Here is an 18,734-nt window from a genome sequence, read left to right as displayed (position 1 = left end):
ACCTAACTTCACTAGGTATTGTTATCAAGTTTTAATCACAACACTACCACTACTTTTTTACTTATGCCTTCCAATTATTCTGCACACCAATTAAATTTTTCTCAAACAAATCAGTTTTCACAGCTTTTTTTAGACTACGTTTCTCAAACAGGAGAACTAAAAGAGTTTTATGGAAACGTTCCTCAAATAGAAAATTTTGAAAAACAGATTGATTTAAAAATACAGAATAATTCATTTACGGATGAGAAAAGAGAGGTTTTAGTAAAAGCATTGCATAATCAATATAAAACCACAGAAAACCCACCTACTGAAACAATAAATTTACTTCAAAAACCAACTACTTTTACAGTTACGACAGGGCATCAACTCAATATTTATACAGGAACACTTTATTTTCACTACAAAATCCAAACGGTAATTAATGCTTGTAAAGTCTTAAAAGAGAAATACCCAAAATATGATTTTGTGCCTATTTATTGGATGGCAACAGAAGACCACGACCTAGAAGAAATTGCTTCTTTTAATTTATTTGGACAAAAATATACGTGGCAAACTAACCAAACAGGAGCAGTTGGAAGAATGAATACAAAAGGTTTGGACAACTTGGGTTTTAAGGAAGAAAAAGCAAAAGAATTAGGAAAGTTTTATAAAGATGCAGAAGATAAGGGTCAGAATTTAACACAAGCAACAAGAAATATTGTTCATTCATTTTATCAAAAAGATGGTTTAGTAATTTTAGATGGAGATGATACTGATTTGAAAAGGTTATTTATTCCTATCATCAAAAATGAATTAGAAACTCAAAAAAGTCATTTGAAAATTGAAGAAAGTAGTAAAAAACTAGACAAGCTAGGATATAAAACGCAGGTTACGCCACGAGAAATAAATCTTTTTTATTTAGAAAATGATTTGAGAGAACGAATTATAAAAAATGAGACAAACGATAGTTTCGAAATCCTTAATACAGATATTACTTTTTCAGAAATTGAAATGATGGATTTAGTAGCATCTAACCCTGAAAAATTTAGTCCAAATGTCGCTCTTCGCCCCGTTTATCAAGAAGTTATTTTACCCAATCTTTCTTACACAGGAGGACCGGGCGAACTTGCTTACTGGCTACAACTGAAATCTATGTTTGAATATTTTGACGTAGATTTTCCGATTCTCCTGCCTCGTAATTTTGTCTTATTTATTCCTAAAGTGATTCATCAAAAAATGAGTAAGACAAATCTTTCTTTAGAAGATATTTTTGATTCTTATGATAACCTTAGAATTAGTTTTGCTGAAAATAATGCAGAAAATGATGTTTTATTAGAGGAAGAAAGAAAAAGCATAGAACAGGTTTTTGATAAAATAGAGTCAAAGTCTATCAAAACAGATATTTCTCTTCAAAAATCTATTGCTGCCGAAAAGCATAAAGCTCTAAAGCGAATAGAACATATTTCTAAAAAACTCCGAAAAGCAGAAGAAAGAAAACTATCAGACTCTATCAATCAAATAAAATCAGTAAAAGAAAATCTATTTCCGAAAGGAAGTTTGCAGGAGCGTTATGATAATTTTTTGAGCTTTGTAATCAATGACAACAATTTTTTGGAGAAAGTACAAGAGACTTTGAACCCTTTTGATTTACGTTTTTTGGTGCTTGTCGAAGATGAAAAGGCTATTTAAAATGAGTTTGTAGTTTTGAATAAAGTAAACAATTCAAAACTAAATTTATATTCAATTCGTTTTAGTAAAAAACAGCTAAAAATAAAAATATAGAATTATGGAAGGTTATCGCTTCGGAAAATATATCCCACCTAAGTCAAAAAAGAATAGTGGCTTTGATAAATTATTAGATATTTTTCTTCAACTTCTATCTATGGCAGGAGGAGATGTAGGAAAGGCAATGTCTTGGCTGACTGATTTGGACAGACAGCACAATCTTACTGGAGAAGGTTATGGTATAGGAGATTTCTTTGAGGACTTAAAAGAAAAAGGCTACTTAGAAGAAAATGCAGCGACTGGAGAAATAAAAGTAACACCTAAAAGCGACCAAACAATTAGAAAATCAGCTTTGGAAGAAATCTTTGGAAAGCTCAAAAAATCAAAAGGAGGAAATCACAGAACAAAATTTCATGGAAATAGTGGAGATGTTTCGGCAGACGAACGTCCGTATCGTTTTGGAGATGACTTAGACCAAATTTCTTATACAGAATCTATACGAAATGCTCAAATAAATGGAGGAATTGGAGAGTTTAGAATGACAGAAAATGACCTCACTATTAGAGAAAAAGAGTATTTTGCACAAACTTCAACGGTTTTGATGATTGATATTTCTCATTCAATGATTTTGTATGGAGAAGATAGAATTACACCAGCCAAAAAAGTAGCGATGGCACTTGCCGAACTTATCACAACCAAATATCCAAAAGATACGCTAGATATTATTGTTTTTGGAAATGATGCGTGGCAGATTGAAGTCAAAGATTTGCCGTACTTGGAAGTAGGACCTTATCATACAAACACAGTTGCAGGGTTGGAACTGGCAATGGGGCTTTTGCGTCGTCGTAAAAATCCAAACAAACAAATTTTTATGATAACAGATGGAAAACCGACCTGTATCAAAAAAGGATTGAAATATTACAAAAATAGTTTTGGATTAGATTCAACTATCCTAAACAAGACTATGAATTTGGCATCACAATGCAAAAAACTTAAAATTCCGATTACTACTTTTATGATTGCTTCTGATCCTTATTTGCAGCGTTTTGTGAAAGAATTTACGGCTACAAATGGTGGAAATGCTTATTATTCGGGATTGAAAGGATTAGGTCAGCTCGTCTTTGAAGACTTTAAGAAAAACAGAAGAAAGCAGTTTTAGATTGTTACCTCAACGATGGTAACGCCTCGTTGACGTTTAATAAACAGTAAAAAAATGATACTTTCAAAAAAAGTATCATTTTTTTTGCTTTATTTTTTTCGATTAAAAATCTTGATTTTCAGACAAGTAGCTTTATTTTTTCTATAAAAAATCAATAGTGTACTTCTAACACGAATACAATAGCTTTTATCATTCTCTTTTATAAATTTAAGTCTGATTTTTGCTTCAATCATCATAATTACTTTCCTCTAACAAAAAGAATTTATAGCTATGAGTAATACTAATTCTACTACAACAGTAAAAGACAGATTATTAACTACCAAACAGAAAGCCTTAAAAATTAATCTTGACGCAAGTATTTATGGCTCTTTTGCCGAAATTGGAGCAGGACAAGAAGTAGCTGCACAGTTTTTTAAAGCAGGAGCAGCTTCTGGAACAATTGCCAAAACAATGTCAGCCTATGATATGGCATTTAGTGATGCTATTTATGGTGCAGAGGAAAGTGGGCGTTATGTATGTGAATCACGACTTATAAAAATGATTTCTCATGAGTATCGCTTGGTAGAAGAGCGTTTGAGAGAACACCGTCCTGATACCTGCTTTTTTGCTTTATCAAATACGATTGAGGTTTTGAATTATAATAAAACAAATCGTGGACATGGTTGGATTGGTCTTCGCTTTCAATTAAAACCAAATACACCTCCAAATGAAGTCATTATTCATATCAATTTATTAGATAATCATAAGTTTTTGCAAGAGCAAGTAGTTGGTATTATTGGTGTGAATTTGATGTATGCTTGTTTTTATCATTCTCATAATCCTGATATGATGCTTACATCGCTGATGGATAATCTTTCTAGAGATAGAGTAGAGATTGATATGTTTAGAATGACTGGTGGCGATTTTGAAGACGTAGATAACCGTTTGATGAGTTTGAAGTTAGTAAAAAATGGAATGAGTAATGCTGCAATGTTTGGCTCAAATGGAAATGTTTTGCAGCCTTCAGAAGCTCTTTATAAGAAAAATATTTTGGCTCTTCGTGGTCGTTTTCGTCCACCAACACACGTAAATGTCGATATGTTAGATAGAGGTTTGGATATGTTTAAAGATGAGCCTGATGTAGCCAATAAAGATGTTTTGGTTTTGGTAGAACTTACCCTTGCCAACCTTCGTGCAGAAGGAACAATTAGTGATGAAGACTTTTTGGATAGAGTAGATATTCTGTGTTCGATGGGAAAGACTGTAATTATTTCTAACTATCAAGAATATTATCGTTTGGTAGAATACTTATCGCTCTTTACTCGTGGAAAGAAAATTGGAATTATTTTAGGAATTTATTCACTTGCAGATGTTTTTGAAGACGAATTTTATACAAACTTGAATGGTGGGATTTTGGAAGCCTTCGGAAAATTATTTGGCTCAAATGTAAAAATGTATGTTTATCCATCACGCATTCCAGGTACAGAAAAGATACTGGGTTGTGAGGATTTTGAGGTTTCTCCCAAGCAGACCTTTTTATACAAGTATTTATTAGAAACTCAAAAATTAGCTACCATTCAGAATATCAATACTGAAAACCTTCATATTTTCTCTGATAATGTATTAGAGATGATAAAAACAGGAAAAGAAGGTTGGGAAAAGATGGTTCCTGAAATTGTAGAAAAAGCAATCAAAGATAAATGTTTGTTTGACTATCCTTGTCCGACTGATAAAGTAACAGAAGCAGTACAAGAACGCAAAAAATCTACTTTAGAAAGAGAACAGAAAGAGAGGCAAAAAATAATTGATAATAATTTGTAGAAATTGAAAAAGAAATGTCTTATAAACCAAAATTTATAAGACATTTCTTTTTTTATGCTCTGCTTTTTATGAAGTTGTTTAAGAATACTCATTTTTCCTTAGAACTGGGTTTGCAAACCCAGTTCTAAGGAAAAATAACACAGCCTTTGTTGGTGTTTTAGCGTAGCGACACCAACAAATATATCTACTAAAGTCCATTCTTAAACAACCTCTATTTCTGCTTTCTACTCCACAATCTTCTCCACATAATTTGAATTCATGAGAGAAAGTGCCCCCATATACTTGAGCTTAAAAGATACCACATCACCAATTCTATAATTATTTGGATTTGTTTTTAAATCGATAACAAGCATATCCGAACTTGCTCCCACTAGTTCAATTGTTTCATCTTTTGGAATCAAAAATTCAGGACGAACATCAAGCAAACCAACATCAATAATACAACGATACGACATTTTTCCGTAATCTTCTTCATTGATTTGAAACATTTCTCCACTTGGATTTTCTGCCAAGACACCTGTTGGAATAAGTGGCTTTTCAGTAATTTCTACTATTTCAGCAAAAAACTCTAAAATATCGGTTTCCATTCCATCGATATAACCACCTGTGAAAATATCATTTCCCCAGTAAAGTGCCTCTCCAATTCTGAAATGATTTACTCCTTTCGGAAGCTGTTTTCTTATAAGCAAAGGCATCGTTACGGTCGTTCCTGCCGAGACCCAAGGAATTTCTCTACCAAAGGTAAGCTCTATAATTTTTTTGTAGAGTGAAAGCTGAATGAGCTTATCTTCGGAAGGTAAAACGCCATGCAGACAGTTTAAATTCGTCCCTAAACCAATAACACGAATATTGGGAAGCTTAAATATCTGAGCATAAAATTCTACGACATCATCAGGCATTACACCTTCACGAAGGTCGCCCATTTCTATCATAATAATAATTTTATGAAGTTTGTCTTGTCTTTGAGCTTCATCTGAAAGCATTTTTATTGTATCAAATTCAGTATTCAAACTCACATCAGCATACGAAATAATATCTAGAATACTTCTCTTTGCAGCAGGTTTTATATAAACAGTCTGAATATCAGGTTTCAATTCTTTTAGTTTTTTGAGATTGCTAATTCTTGAATCGTGTACCTCTATTACTCCTAAATCTACTATTTCTTGAAGGTATTTTTCTGTTCCACAAAATAATTTGGTTACTACCCCCCATTCTACCCCTTCTTGTTTGAATAATTTGTTTAAAAATGCGTGGTTATGTTCTAATTTCTTCTTATATAATTTTACGTAAGCCATAATTTGTTTTTTTGTATTGAACTATGAAGTGCTATTAAAAGTATTCCTTCAGTATTTCATAATTCTTTTATAGAGAGACAAAATAAAACGTATTTATTTTTGAATGTTTTATATCATCTCAATAAAAGAACAAAAAGTAAGCTACAATGTTTTTATTGTATATTTTGTCTTAGAGCTTGTTTAAAAATTTTTCTTTCGGCTTCAAATGAGTAATTTCAGCCCATTCTTCGTTATTTTATCGTTAAATAGTTCACTATTCTTCTCAAAAATGCCTTGATTGGACTGAAATTTACCTTCGGTACTACTTCGTGGTCTTTCATTTTCACTATAAAAATTTAAACAAGCTCTTATTTTCTGCCAAATATGCTATATCAACCAAAATAACAAATAAATGAAAACAGAAATCACAATCAAAAGATAAAACTGTACTTTTCCATTTTGCAAATTCTTCAACTGTTTTCCTGCATAATCAATAACAAACACAAAAAAATGGGTAGCAAAGTCAATAATATACTTATCAACCCAAGCTAAAAAATATCCTAAAACAACAATTATTTTTGAAAATCTATCAATAAAAGAATCCAATTTTCTATCAAATAAAGAGCAGATTGAAGCTATATGTCTCCAAAACTCTGCAAATTTTTGAGTTGTGATAGGGGGTTCTTTTTGAGTTGTTAATAAAGCTATTTGAGTAATTGGTTTCCAAAAACAAAGAATGAAAAATTTATCTTGCCAAAGGAAATAATTCTTGACTTGTGGTAGAAATTCTATTTCAATTATTCTTTGATTTAGTTTTTTAGAAAAGCCTAAAGTAAGTCCTAGAAAAGTTAGGAAAGCAGCCAAAATAGGAAGCCAAACTTTGATATATTCAGGTGCATTTGAAAATAATTTTGGAAGTTGTTCTATCCAATAACTTTCATCTGGTTTGAGAGGCTGAAATGAAAAAGCAAACCAAAAACTACCCATAAAAAGGAGAACTAAAGGCAAGTACCAAAGCAACTTTTGATTTTTAGAAATAGAATTTTGATTGATTTTATCATTTTCGTTATCGTTAAAAAATAATAATTGAAGTTGTCTTCCTCCATAAAAGGCTGTCAGAAAAGTAGCTATCAAAAGTCCAACTCCGATGAAAAAATGGTTGGATAAAGCTTCTTTCAAAATCCATTCTTTAGACAAAAAACCTGATGTGGGTGGCAAACCAACCAAGGCTGCCAATGCAAAACCATAAACTATGAAGAATGAGGGAAGTTTTTTATAATTATCTTTTCCCATTTTTATAAGTTCCTTAGTTCCATTTTTTTCAATTAGAAATCCTGCTCCTAAAAAGAGTGTTGCTTTAAAAAAAGCGTGTGTAAAAAGATGTAAAACAGCAGCCTGCCAAGCTCCAACACCAACTGCAATTGTCATAAAACCAAGCTGCGAAACCGTAGAGGCTGCTAGTTGTTGTTTTAAATTTGTGATAAAATATGCACTTAGAGCCGAAAAAATGGCAGAAAAAAGAGCTACCCAAACTAAAATCTCTGAAATAATTTTGACTTCTTCAAAGACAAATTCTAGTCGAATCAGAAGATAAACACCTGCAGCTACCATCGTTGCAGCATGTAGAAGTGCAGAAATAGAAGTAGGGGCTTCCATCGCATCAAAAAGCCAAGTAGAGAAAGGAAATTGCCCAGACTTTACAAAGGCAGCCAATAAAATTCCTATTGAAATAATTACTTTTGTAGAATATGGGATAGAAATAAAAATTGTTCTAAGTTCAGAAATTGAAAGTGAAAACTCAAAAAGCAAAGCAATAGAAATAAGCAAACCAACATCTCCAAGACGATTGAGAAGAAAAGCCTTTGTAGAAGCACGAGCAGACTTTTCTGTCTTATCAAAATCAATCAAAAGAAACGAAGCTAGTCCGATAAGTTCCCAAAAAACAAAGAATAAAATTAAGTTGTCTTGTGCTAAGAGAAATTGCATCGCAAAAACGAAAAGTCCCAAAACTCCGTAATAAAATGTTTTCTTTATTTTTATATAAGCTAGAGAATAAATATGAACAGCAAAAACAATTAAGCTAACAGAAAACTGAAAAAATGCTGTTAGGGAATCTATTTTCAATAAAATCTTTATTTCTCTTGTTCCTGTATTTGCCCAAAGAAAAGAATCTGAAAGTATTTTATTAGTAGTAAAAACTTCAAAAAGTTGTGTACTTGTGGCAAGTAGAGCAAAAAAAGAAAAACCCAAAGCAATATATTCTATACTTTTTTTTGAAACTGTATCTTCTTTTGCCTTTGAAAAAAAGATAGCACTTAAAAAAGTAATTAGAAAACTAAGAAGTGGGAAAAGATAGACTAAAAAATAAATAGGATTCATATCACAAAAGTAATCAAATCTATAAAAGTTATCACGGTTATTTTTGTATAACAGTCTTCCAGACTATTGGATAGGATAAAATACTACTTTTTATATTCAGACAAGATGTCTGAACTACCTTAATACAAACCGTGATAAGGTTTTATATTTAAAATTATGAAAACAAGAATATTTTGGATTACTGAAAAGTTGGCGATTATGCCAAAACCAAATTCAGATGAAAACTTGGAAGAGGACATCATCAACTTTTCTAATCTAAAAGTAACTATTGTAGTTAGTTTGCTCACAAAAGAAGAAAAATTTGATTTAGGATTGCAGAATGAAAAAGCAATTTGCGAGAAATATGAGATTGATTTTATTTCAATTCCAATAATTGATAGAAGTATTCCCACTGAAAAGCAAACCATTCAGATTAGAGAATTGACCAAAAAAATTAACAGTATTCTTGATAAAAACAAAAAAATAATTGTTCATTGTAGAGCAGGAATTGGACGTGTAGGAATGCTGTGTTCTGCTATTTTGATAGAGCAAGGACTTTCAAATCAAGAAGCTATTGAAAAAGTAAGTAAGGCTAGGGGAGTAAATATTCCAGATACAGAAGAACAGAAAAAATGGATAATGAAGTATTAATACTCAACAAACTAAAAAAACCTCAATATAATTTGATTACTTAACCAAAAACTTTCCTCTTTTTATTACTTCGCTATCTGTTTGAAGAACCCAATAATAAATTCCCTTTTCAAGTTGTTGGTCTAAATCAAAAGGGCTTTCTAGATTTTCGAAAGTTGTTGTTTCTTTTTTTGAATTAATAACTTCCAAATAAATTTCTTCTTCACTTATTCCATTCCATTCAAAAATCAAGTTTCCTGTATAATTTTCTACAAAAATATTGGGAGACTTTAAATTAATTGAGCTACGAGTATTCTGTTTGAGCTTACTTTCTAATTCAGCTATCGGCTGATAAGCAATTAGATTTTCTTTTTCTAAGTTATTATTTTTCTGTTTGGGAGTAGTCTTTATATCTTGTTCTTTTACTGATTTTTCTACTATTACCTCTTTATTCTTGGAGGAGAAAAGAGAGTTATCGTTTGTTTTGTTTAAGGCATCAGTTGGGTCTGTTTCAACCTCTACAAGAGTCGGCGCATCTATTTCTGCTTGTAGTGCTATTGTATTTTGTGAATCAATAAGACTCGTTGCTACGACAAAAACACCTCCACCAATAGCAATAGCTAAAGCAAATATAGCAGCCATTTTATAAATAGAAGGTTGATTAGATTGCGCTACTTTTCGTTCCCAATCTTTTTGTTGTTCTGTTTTTTGTTCTTTGATTTTTTCAAGTTCTTCTCGAAGCTGGTTTCTTCTATAAGTACGTTCTTTTTTCATATAATCAATATCGTTTTGTGGGTCTAATAAAGAAGCAATATTTTGCTCTTGTTTCTTTTTTAAGAGTTCCACGAGCTTTTTATGTTTATACAACTCCTCTTTTAAAACAGGATCATTTTCTAGCCTTTTATTAAATTTTTCTAATTGTTTGGCAGAAAATTTACCTTTCAGAAAATCTGAAATCAGTTGTAAACGTTCTAATTCTTGGTTGATATTTCCCATTATTAATACAACTATTCATACAAACAGAGTTTTTATAATTTGTTTTTGTCCCCTAATTATTAATAAAATTGTTTAAGAATAGGTTTTATACGTGTATTTGTTGGTGTCGCTTCGCTAAAATACCAACAAAGGCTAGGTTATTTTTCCATTAGAGTTGGATTTGCAAACCCAATTCTAAGGAAAAATCTATATTCTTAAACAACTTCAATAATACAATTTTAAATGTACTAAATTTTGATATAAAAACAGTTATCTAGTTCAAAGAAGCTATTTATTTCTTGAAAACACAAATTATAAAGGCAAGTACAACTGCTTTTATATAAAAAAAACAAATTTAATTTTATTAAATGTTATCACGGTTAATTATTCATGTGTGTTTAGTTCCCCAGAACTGAACAAAAACGCTTCCTCAGAAGCGTGATTAAAGCACAAAATGACGCTTCTGAGGAAGCGACAAATTCATTTGTGAGCAAACGAATGAACAAGAACACCTTATACAAAAATATCATTATTTCCTCTAAAAGTTGAGTTTTGTAGTTATTGGTATCGCTATTATTATACTGTTCCGTAATTGAGTTTCGAGAACTATTTTTAAGTATATATAAAATGCCAACATCAAATTAGTTGCATATTACTTTACTTTGAAATTATAGCAATATTTTATCCAACATTTTCTTAAATCTGTTTTAAGCATTCCAAAATTTGTTTTTCTGAAATAGAAATATCAAATGTTGCCTTTCCAATTTCTTCTAAAGCACAGGTCAGTATTCTATTTTGAGCATTTTTTTTGTCTTGCTTTGCCCATTTGATTATTTCATTTACTCTATTTTCTTCTTGGATAGCACTTCTGAAAGCTATTATTGTATCTTCAAAAACAGATGAAATATACTTTTTTATTACTGTAAAATCATTTTCTGAAATAAATTTTTGACTAGGGTATATTTCTTTGCACAAATAAGCTGAAAAATAACTCTCTGCTATCATACCAAGCGCAATAGCTTCTCCATGTAAAAAAACAGGTGTAGGGTTGTTTTTCTTCTTATTTTCTTTTTTACTTTCTTCTATAAAATAAGACTCAATGGCATGTCCTATTGTATGACCAAAATTAAGAATTTTTCGAAGTCCTTTTTCAGTTGGGTCAGCTTCTGTAACGTTAGCTTTTAGAACAACAGAATGAGCTACTATTTTATCCCAAAACAAGCTTTGATTTTCAAAATTATCATCTATTTTTTCAACTTTTAGGAGATTATCCCACTCCTCTTTATCTGCGATAAGAGAATGTTTTATAACCTCTGCAAAACCCGAACGAATTTCATTTTGAGATAATGTTTTCAAAAAAGGTGTATGAATCCATACTTTTGAAGGAATCTTGAAAAGTCCTATATGATTTTTGAATCCATTAAAATCGACACCTAACTTTCCTCCCACACTAGCATCTACTTGTGATAAAAGTGTTGTCGGAATCTGAATAAAATCAATCCCACGCTTATACGTAGAGGCACAAAAACCACCCATATCTCCAATAACACCTCCACCCAGATTGATTAAAATAGAATTTCTATCAAAATGATTTTGAGTAAGCTCATACCAAATATGTGTGCAGGTTTCTAGGGTTTTATTGCTTTCTCCTGAAAGAATTTCTATCAATAAAGGTTTTGGTAGTTTAGCATTTTCGAAGACTTTATATAAAATAGGATAACAATCTCTTTTTGTATTTTCATCTACCAAAACAGCGACTTGTCGGTTTTGAAGTAATGCTGTTATTTTTTCTAAAGATTCGAAGGTTATATATGAAGGTAGGTCAGCTACTCTAGTAGTTTGCATTATTAATTCTTAATTGTTTTTTTCTAATTCTTCAATACGTTTTTGTAATTCTTCTTTTTCGGCGTTATGCCTCGCAACTAATTTTTCTAGCATATTTTTTTGAGCTTGTAGCGCATATTCTGAACGCTTTTTCTCAGTATTTCTACTTTCTTCCATTTTTGTTGTCTGTTCTTTTATTTTTGCTTCATTTGCTTTGATTTGAGAAATATCAGCCAAAACAAGTACATAACGTTCGATAGTTCCAGAATTATTGAAAAGAGCTACTCCAATTGCTTGTATCCAAATTTCTTCTCCTGTTCGATTAAGTAAGGTTGTTTCAGCTTTCCAAATCGCACCTTGCGCCATCGTATTAAAACCTTGTTGTAGTTCGCCTTCTTGTGCAAAAATCCCAAATGCAGAACGCTCTAACAGAGTTGATTTTGAATATCCTAATGCATCAATAGCCAAACTGTTTATACTTGTAATATTCTTTTTATAATCTAATTCCAACAAATAAAAACTAGATTCAATAAGCTCATTTCTGTATTGTAATTCTTTCTGAACTCTTCCCATTTCTTCTTGTGTAGCTTGGAGTTCTTCCATATTTTGGCGCATTTCTTCTTCCTGCGCTCGTAATTGCTGTGTCATTTGTTCGGATTCTTGAAGCAAACGCTGACCCGTAATATTACTTTGTAGAATAGAAAGCGTTGCAGCGACTGTTTCTCCTATTGTCTCCAAAAATTCAATTTGATGGGACTCAAACTCTTTGAAAGAAGCAATTTCTATCATTCCATATACTTCTTTGTTTAGAAGCATCGGAATAATTAGGATAGAACGAGGGTTTGCTTTTCCAAGTCCCGAAGTAACTGTTACATATTCTTTAGGCACATCAGTAAGGTGCATTGTTTGTCCTTCTTGCCAAGCCTGTCCTGTCAGACCTTCGCCTAGCTGAATAGTGCTATTCAAAAAACGTTTTTTATCCCACGCATAATACGCCATTAATCGTAATTGCTCGTGTCTTCCTTCTATTTCTTTCAAGAAAAACCCACCTTGATTTGCTTCCAAATAACGTACTAAAGCTGTAATAAGCTCATCTGTAATTTCTTCAAAGGAACGATTGCTATTTCTTAAAACATCAGAGACGAGCATTGTACCTTCATTTTTCCAGCGTCTTTCTTTTGCACTATATTCTGTTTCTCGTAGATTATTGCGCATTTTGAGGAGTGAATTTCCCAAAATATCTCTTTCAGAAAGAGGCGTAAAATCTGATTGATAATGACCTTGTCCGATTTCTTTAGCAAAGTCTGATGTATCTTTTAACCCAAGAATAAGCGTTTGAAGTGCAATTTCCATTTCTCCAATCTCATCTACTTGCATATTTTCTCTGTCGTCTTTATATTTTTCAAAGCGTGGCAAAACTCCCTCACTAAGTTTTTTTATACTATCTCTTACGACTTTGATGCGTGAAATAATCGTTTGAGCTAATAAAAATGCCAATATAAAGCCTAAAATAACAGCAATTATACTTACAAAAATAGCATCATTTCGAAGCGTAACCGAAGCATTATTAACAGCATCTTGAGTTTGTTGTCCTGCTATTTTTTTATTTTCTATCAATATCTCTAAATCTATCTTTATCTGTTCGAAGATATTATTTAGCCCTTGCATTTGGTTCTGAAAGCCTGTTTCTTGTACTAAAAGATTTTTTTCTGTTGCATTTTTATCATTCAATGAAGAAACAATACGCTGTTCGATTTTATGCATACTGTCCATAGCTGTAAAGGTATTATTCAAAATCTCAAAGGAAGTTTCTTCATCATTTTGCCAACCTTCTGAAAGTGAAATAAGTTTGTCTTTTATGGCAGGGTAAGTTTTGCTTTGAAGTTTGCGAAGAGAGTTTTTGGCTGCGTCATTCTGTTCTTCGCTCTGGAAATAAACATAGCTTGTAATAAGCCTCATCGAAGTATTGGCAAGACTACGAAACTCTTTCAAATTCTCAACAGAGGGCTGAACTACTTCTGTATATTCGTCTATTTGTGCTACGTTCTTGGTGAGTTGTACGATAAGCGTAACTGCTCCTGCTATAAAAAGCAGAAGAAGAATTGAAAACCCTCCAAAGATGCGTTGCCAAATAGTAAGACGAAATTTTTTCATTAATCTAATTGAGACGTTTGTTTTTTTTGAATGAATGACAAAATACGAATAATTTTTTTGAATAGAAATAGTTATTTTTAAATTCTTTTTATCAAATTGTAAAGGATTGAATAAAAACAGTTTGTAAGTAATAGTGTTCTTCTTCAAAATAATTGCTTGTTATCAACTATCTTGAACTACTACTTATGAATTCATTTTTCAAAACTATCTTTCGTAGAAAGCGAACATATATATTTTTATTTCTACTAATAGGTTTACAATTAATTTCTAGCTGTATGCAATTCCGAATTAGTGATAGAAAAGTAAGAAAAGAGTTTAAAGACCAAAAATATAAGCCTAGCTTTGATTATGTAGAGTTCGAAGAGCGTAAGATTCATTATGCTAAGATAGGGGATGATTCGCTTCCTACTTTATTTTTTATACACGGCTCACCAGGAGATTGGAGTGCTTTTTTAGATTATTTCAAAGATTCTACGTTGCTTTCTCGTGCAAATATTGTGGCTTTAGACAGAACAGGATATGGAAAATCTGATTTTGGAAATTATGAAAAAAACCTAAAAGAACAAGCTCGTTTTTATAAAGGTGTTTTGGAAAAATATCAAGATTCCACTAAGCAAAAGCCTATTTTGGTTGCTCATTCTTATGGTGGAGCTGTTGTTCTTCAAATGGCTATCGATTATCCTACTATGATGAGTGGTATAGTAAGTTTGGCTGGTCTTTCTTCGTCAGAACTTACAGTTCCTCGTTGGTATAATGGTGCTGCAAAGTCTGTTTTTGTGCGTTGGTGGCTTCCTGCTGCTCTTACAGTCTCAAATAAAGAAATGTTACACCTACAAGAAGACCTAAAATTAATTGAAAATAATATTAATAAAATCAACATTCCTTTGATAGTTTTGCATGGAAAAAAAGATAAAATTGTTCCCTACGGACACGCTCTTTTTTTGGAAGAACAATCAAAAAACAATACTTCTTTTGAACTCATTACGCTACCAAAAGCCAATCATTTTATTCCTTGGACGCATCAAGATACAGTCAGAAATTTAATTTTAAAAATGCTTGATGAAACTAAGAAATAGGCTAACAAAATAACTATTTATGATTTGAATGCAAACGACTAAATGTTTCGGGAGTCATTCGAAGGTAAGCAGCAATATATTTATGAGGAATTTCTTGAAAAAGTTGTGGACTTCGCTGATAAACACGTTTGTATCTTTCAGCAGGAGAGTTATTCAATAAATCAACCTCTCTTTCCAGTTGTTGTAAAACGAGTTCTTCCAACAAGATGCGCCAAAGGTTTGTGTATTCTGTATTTGACAAAAGAAAGTCTTTAAAATCGTCTGCCTTCATACGTACTACTTTTGATTTTCTAATCGCTTCAATAGAGTAAATAGTAGGAATATTTCTAAAAAAAGAATCCAAAACAGTAACTAATGAACCACGATATGCAAAGCGAGTAGTATGAATTTCGTTTTCACTTTCTACACAAATTCTTAGTGCGCCACTTTCTACATAATAAATCCAATTATCAACACTTCCTGTCCGAACAAGCATTTCATTTCTTGATAAAATCATTTCTTTGTCCCATAAAGCAGGAGCTTTTTTGTCTATTGCTTCTTTTAGTAGTTGTATTGGATTCATAAACGAGGATACAGAATAGTTCTATATGAACACAAAAAAGACCTTCATAAATGATTTGTAAAGGTCTTTTCAATATTGAGAATTAATAAGAATTTATTGAGCAGGAATACGCAATACTTGCCCTGGATAAATCAAACTAGGGTCTTTGAGCATTGGTTTGTTGGCTTCAAAAATAATTGGATAAGCTTGTACATTATCATAAAACTCTCCTGCAATCTTGGATAAACTATCGCCCTTTTTGACAGTATAAAACTCTGCTTCTTTCTCTTTCTCTACGACTTCAATTTTGTCTTCCACAATCGAAACCCCTTCTACATTTCCGATAGCTAAGATAATTTTTTCACGCTCTGCATTCGTCTGTGTTTTTCCAGTTACGGTTACAGATTGACCAAAAGCAAGATTTAAGTTATCGATAGGAATATTTAGAGCTACGACTTGGTCTCGTAGAGATTCTAGTTTAGATTTTTCTACTTTTTGTTCTTCTTCTATGTGCTTTGCAATTTGAGGGTCTGGAGCTTGTCTTTTTTCCTCTTTTTTACCAAATACTTTTGCACCTGCTTCTTTAATGAATGAAAATAATCCCATAATGAAAATATAAAAATTAAGTCTTGAAAAATAAGTTAAAAAAATAGAATTGCGAAATCCCATTATGAATAAAGCCAAAAGATAAGAAAAAGTTTTTATTACTCTTGAAGAATTAATTTTGTTAAACAAAAATCAAAGTTAAAGCCATTTTTTCTGCTTTCTCTTCACAAGGCTAGATAAAACAAAAAAATAAATGTACATATAAATAAAGTATAAAACCTAGATTGTATTCATTGAAAATAAAAAAAAAATCAAAAACCTTAAAAAAATTTTACAAAATTTATTGTTATTAGAAAAACTTTGTTATTTTTGCCATACAACAAAGTCATTTTATATACTATATTCTTGAATACCATTTTTATATAAAACATAAAAAAGGACATTGATTTAACGATTGATTAATTTCTATTTTTTCTAAAAAACTTTTAAAAAATAGGAGAGAAAATAGCCCCCATATATTTTCAATAACTCCTGAAAAGTTGAAAAAGTTGAAATAAAATTATAAATATAATAAAGTGCCTTCGTAAGCAATAAAATAAATATTTGGTTTGAATTTAAAATTGAATACTATTATTCTCTTTCATAATATTCCCAATTACTTTTTAAGTAAGAGAATGATTTTTTGTTTTTGCTTTTTACCCAAAATAACTTGATTTTCACACAAATTTTTTAATGTTATGACAAAGACTGTCAATTTTAGTGAACAACAGCTTGCAGAAATTACTGCTCGTTACGAACGCCGTCTGGCTGCAATTACAAAAGAAGCTGAAGATATTCGTGCCGTTCTTGCACGTCTTAAAGGAGAAGAAAGAAGTAGTAGTTTTAGTGCTGGTGAGCGAGGAATGCGTCGTGGACGTATCCAATGGGAGAAATTTATCCTAGACAAATTACAAGAAAAAAATGAGCTTTTGTTCAAATACGAAATGCGTGATTTGGCTTTCGAAGACGACCGTATTGGAGACCGTAGTGCAATCCAAGTAGATAGAGCATTATCTGCTGCACTTTACAAACTCAAAGACCGTATTCAGAGCTATAACGTACCTGGTAAGAAAGGATACGCCTACGGACTACCAGAATGGTTTAATGAAAAAGGCAAAGCAAAAGAAGAGTTTGCTGATAAAGAATGGGATTAATCCTAATTTTGAATCTTTTTATACAAAAAAAGGCTTTCTAATATTCGTATTGGAAAGCCTTTTGCTGTCTTATGAAGAGTTATACATAGAAAATCAAAACGTTAAATAAATGATTTGTTACATTCTATTAAAAATAAAATTTAAGGATTTGTGTATCTTTGTATATATGGCATTTATCTGTTTAAAAACTAGATAGTTAGAAAGCTATTCAAGTATGTTTTTATCATCTTATTTTTCTTATTTATTTAATGAATAATTCTATTTCTACTCTTTATATAAAACTAGTTAGCTCTTCTCTGATTATGCTCTTTTTGTGCTTTTCGGCAGTAGCTCAAAATGCTCCCAAATACAGTAACGAATTTTTAGCTATTGGAGTAGGCGCAAGAGGATTAGCAATGGCAGGAACACCTGTTTCTTTTACTGATGATGTAACGGCTGCCTACTGGAATCCAGCAGGTCTTTTGCGCTCTAAGGAACAATATGAACTCTCATTGATGCATGTTTCTTATTTTGGAGGAATTGCCAATTATGATTACGGAGGTTTTTCGGCTGCTATTGATTCTACCAATCGAATTGCTTTTTCAGTTATTCGTTTTGGTATTGATGATATTCCTGATACTCGTTTTTTGATAGATGAAAATGGAAACGTAGATTATAATAACGTAGGTTCGTTTGCAGAGGCTTCGTATGCTTTTATGTTTTCGTATGCTCGTGCAATGAGCTTAAAAATAAAAGAAAGAGAAGCAACAGAAGAAAAAGAATACAGAGCAGAAAAAAAATATCCTATTTATTTGGGAGCAAACGCAAAAGTAGTGCATCGTTCGGCTGGTATTTTTGCTACCTCTTGGGGCTTTGGAATTGATGTAGGAATGCAGACACAAATAAAAAACTGGCAAATTGGAATTATGGGGCGTGATATAACAGGAACATACAATGCTTATTCTTTCAATAGTGATGCTGTCAGGGAGACTTTTTCAAGAACAGGAAATGAAATTCCTACAAACTCATTAGAAGTAACTCTTCCACGTGTTACACTAGGAGTATCTTATCCTTGGCGCAGCAAAAACACACAATTTGGAGTTATGGGAAGCTTGGGTTTAGAAACTACCTTTGATGGTAGAAGAAACACAGTTATCAAAGGCGACTTTGCTTCTGTTGCTCCTACTCTTGGAGTAGAGGCAGACTACAAAAATATAGTTTATTTGCGTGGTGGAATTGGTAATTTTCAACAAGTTACAGATTTTGACCGTAGCAAATCTTGGACATATCAACCCAACTTTGGTGTAGGTATTGTAGTCAAACAGTTTGTCATTGATTATGCTATCACAAATGCCTTTGACCAATCCGTTGTTCCTTACTCACACGTTTTTTCACTTCGTTTTATGTTTAATCAACAACAAATAAACTCTTTGAAAGCGTCCAATAAAAGAGGGCAGTAAACCAAAAGTATCATATTTTAATTTAAGGAGTAAAGATAATATCACAACGACAATAAATATA

The 18,734-nt window shown here is 31.8% G+C and carries 14 protein-coding genes; 7 read left to right on the top strand and 7 right to left on the bottom strand.

The features are described 5' to 3' along the window. Window positions 1–63 precede the first annotated feature (63 nt). The 3 genes from bshC (at window position 64) to WAF17_RS13425 (ending at window position 4,663) form a co-directional block, all read left to right on the top strand. Window positions 64–1,668: a bacillithiol biosynthesis cysteine-adding enzyme BshC gene (gene bshC, locus WAF17_RS13435; RefSeq protein ID WP_338760352.1), complete on the top strand. Its 1,605-nt coding sequence runs from the start codon at window positions 64–66 to the stop codon at window positions 1,666–1,668. Between the two features lie 97 nt (window positions 1,669–1,765). Next, entirely contained in the window at window positions 1,766–2,863 is a 1,098-nt protein-coding gene (locus tag WAF17_RS13430) for a VWA domain-containing protein (protein WP_338760349.1), read from the top strand. 270 nt (window positions 2,864–3,133) lie between these two features. Next, window positions 3,134–4,663, top strand: a complete 1,530-nt coding sequence (locus WAF17_RS13425; protein WP_338760346.1) for a TonB-dependent receptor — start codon at window positions 3,134–3,136, stop codon at window positions 4,661–4,663. A 224-nt stretch (window positions 4,664–4,887) separates the two neighbouring features. Here the strand turns inward: WAF17_RS13425 and WAF17_RS13420 are convergent, their stop codons facing one another. Both WAF17_RS13420 and WAF17_RS13415 read right to left on the bottom strand, forming a co-directional pair. Beyond that, on the bottom strand, window positions 4,888–5,958 hold the full coding sequence (locus WAF17_RS13420; protein ID WP_338760343.1) for an alanine/ornithine racemase family PLP-dependent enzyme: 1,071 nt from the start codon (window positions 5,956–5,958) through the stop codon (window positions 4,888–4,890). 366 nt (window positions 5,959–6,324) lie between these two features. Beyond that, a complete protein-coding gene (locus WAF17_RS13415; RefSeq protein WP_338760340.1) occupies window positions 6,325–8,316 on the bottom strand; it encodes a proton-conducting transporter membrane subunit in 1,992 nt (663 codons plus the stop codon). Window positions 8,317–8,472: 156 nt separating this feature from the next. Here WAF17_RS13415 and WAF17_RS13410 point away from each other — a divergent pair, with 156 nt between their 5' ends. Next, the gene (locus tag WAF17_RS13410; protein ID WP_338760338.1) at window positions 8,473–8,946 is read left to right on the top strand and encodes a dual specificity protein phosphatase family protein; all 474 of its coding nucleotides are present in this window, start codon (window positions 8,473–8,475) and stop codon (window positions 8,944–8,946) included. A 36-nt stretch (window positions 8,947–8,982) separates the two neighbouring features. Here the strand turns inward: WAF17_RS13410 and WAF17_RS13405 are convergent, their stop codons facing one another. The 3 genes from WAF17_RS13405 to WAF17_RS13395 form a co-directional block, all read right to left on the bottom strand. After that, window positions 8,983–9,921: a hypothetical protein gene (locus WAF17_RS13405; protein WP_338760336.1), complete on the bottom strand. Its 939-nt coding sequence runs from the start codon at window positions 9,919–9,921 to the stop codon at window positions 8,983–8,985. Between the two features lie 675 nt (window positions 9,922–10,596). Further along, a complete protein-coding gene (gene aroB, locus WAF17_RS13400) occupies window positions 10,597–11,745 on the bottom strand; it encodes a 3-dehydroquinate synthase (RefSeq protein WP_338760334.1) in 1,149 nt (382 codons plus the stop codon). Window positions 11,746–11,754: 9 nt separating this feature from the next. Further along, window positions 11,755–13,878 (bottom strand): GAF domain-containing protein, encoded by a 2,124-nt coding sequence (locus WAF17_RS13395; protein ID WP_338760331.1) that lies wholly within the window; start codon window positions 13,876–13,878, stop codon window positions 11,755–11,757. A gap of 275 nt (window positions 13,879–14,153) precedes the next feature. On the opposite strand from WAF17_RS13395, the gene WAF17_RS13390 reads away from it, so the two are divergent. Further along, window positions 14,154–14,954 (top strand): alpha/beta hydrolase, encoded by an 801-nt coding sequence (locus WAF17_RS13390; protein ID WP_338760328.1) that lies wholly within the window; start codon window positions 14,154–14,156, stop codon window positions 14,952–14,954. 13 nt (window positions 14,955–14,967) lie between these two features. Here the strand turns inward: WAF17_RS13390 and WAF17_RS13385 are convergent, their stop codons facing one another. Then, complete coding sequence (locus tag WAF17_RS13385) at window positions 14,968–15,516, bottom strand: Crp/Fnr family transcriptional regulator (RefSeq protein WP_338760326.1); 549 nt, start codon at window positions 15,514–15,516, stop codon at window positions 14,968–14,970. A 93-nt stretch (window positions 15,517–15,609) separates the two neighbouring features. Beyond that, a complete protein-coding gene (gene lysM / locus WAF17_RS13380) occupies window positions 15,610–16,101 on the bottom strand; it encodes a peptidoglycan-binding protein LysM (protein WP_338760323.1) in 492 nt (163 codons plus the stop codon). A 677-nt stretch (window positions 16,102–16,778) separates the two neighbouring features. On the opposite strand from lysM, the gene WAF17_RS13375 reads away from it, so the two are divergent. Further along, window positions 16,779–17,234, top strand: a complete 456-nt coding sequence (locus WAF17_RS13375; RefSeq protein ID WP_338760320.1) for a hypothetical protein — start codon at window positions 16,779–16,781, stop codon at window positions 17,232–17,234. A 248-nt stretch (window positions 17,235–17,482) separates the two neighbouring features. After that, window positions 17,483–18,673, top strand: a complete 1,191-nt coding sequence (locus WAF17_RS13370) for a hypothetical protein (protein ID WP_338760317.1) — start codon at window positions 17,483–17,485, stop codon at window positions 18,671–18,673. The last annotated feature ends 61 nt before the right edge of the window (window positions 18,674–18,734 follow it).

The sequence above is a fragment of the Bernardetia sp. ABR2-2B genome (assembly GCF_037126435.1).
Taxonomy (GTDB): Bacteria; Bacteroidota; Bacteroidia; order Cytophagales; family Bernardetiaceae; genus Bernardetia.
Note: the sequence above shows the minus strand (reverse complement) of the source record. Positions and strands in the feature narration are given on the sequence as shown.

Coding starts and splice junctions, on each gene's coding strand:
- WAF17_RS13410 (WP_338760338.1), top strand. CDS start 8,473: ATGAAAACAAGAATATTTTGGATTACTGAAAAGTTGGCGATTATGCCA.
- lysM (WP_338760323.1), bottom strand. CDS start 16,101: ATGGGATTATTTTCATTCATTAAAGAAGCAGGTGCAAAAGTATTTGGT.
- WAF17_RS13370 (WP_338760317.1), top strand. CDS start 17,483: ATGAATAATTCTATTTCTACTCTTTATATAAAACTAGTTAGCTCTTCT.
- WAF17_RS13390 (WP_338760328.1), top strand. CDS start 14,154: ATGCAATTCCGAATTAGTGATAGAAAAGTAAGAAAAGAGTTTAAAGAC.
- bshC (WP_338760352.1), top strand. CDS start 64: ATGCCTTCCAATTATTCTGCACACCAATTAAATTTTTCTCAAACAAAT.
- WAF17_RS13425 (WP_338760346.1), top strand. CDS start 3,134: ATGAGTAATACTAATTCTACTACAACAGTAAAAGACAGATTATTAACT.
- WAF17_RS13405 (WP_338760336.1), bottom strand. CDS start 9,921: ATGGGAAATATCAACCAAGAATTAGAACGTTTACAACTGATTTCAGAT.
- WAF17_RS13385 (WP_338760326.1), bottom strand. CDS start 15,516: ATGAATCCAATACAACTACTAAAAGAAGCAATAGACAAAAAAGCTCCT.
- WAF17_RS13430 (WP_338760349.1), top strand. CDS start 1,766: ATGGAAGGTTATCGCTTCGGAAAATATATCCCACCTAAGTCAAAAAAG.
- WAF17_RS13375 (WP_338760320.1), top strand. CDS start 16,779: ATGACAAAGACTGTCAATTTTAGTGAACAACAGCTTGCAGAAATTACT.
- aroB (WP_338760334.1), bottom strand. CDS start 11,745: ATGCAAACTACTAGAGTAGCTGACCTACCTTCATATATAACCTTCGAA.
- WAF17_RS13395 (WP_338760331.1), bottom strand. CDS start 13,878: ATGAAAAAATTTCGTCTTACTATTTGGCAACGCATCTTTGGAGGGTTT.
- WAF17_RS13415 (WP_338760340.1), bottom strand. CDS start 8,316: ATGAATCCTATTTATTTTTTAGTCTATCTTTTCCCACTTCTTAGTTTT.
- WAF17_RS13420 (WP_338760343.1), bottom strand. CDS start 5,958: ATGGCTTACGTAAAATTATATAAGAAGAAATTAGAACATAACCACGCA.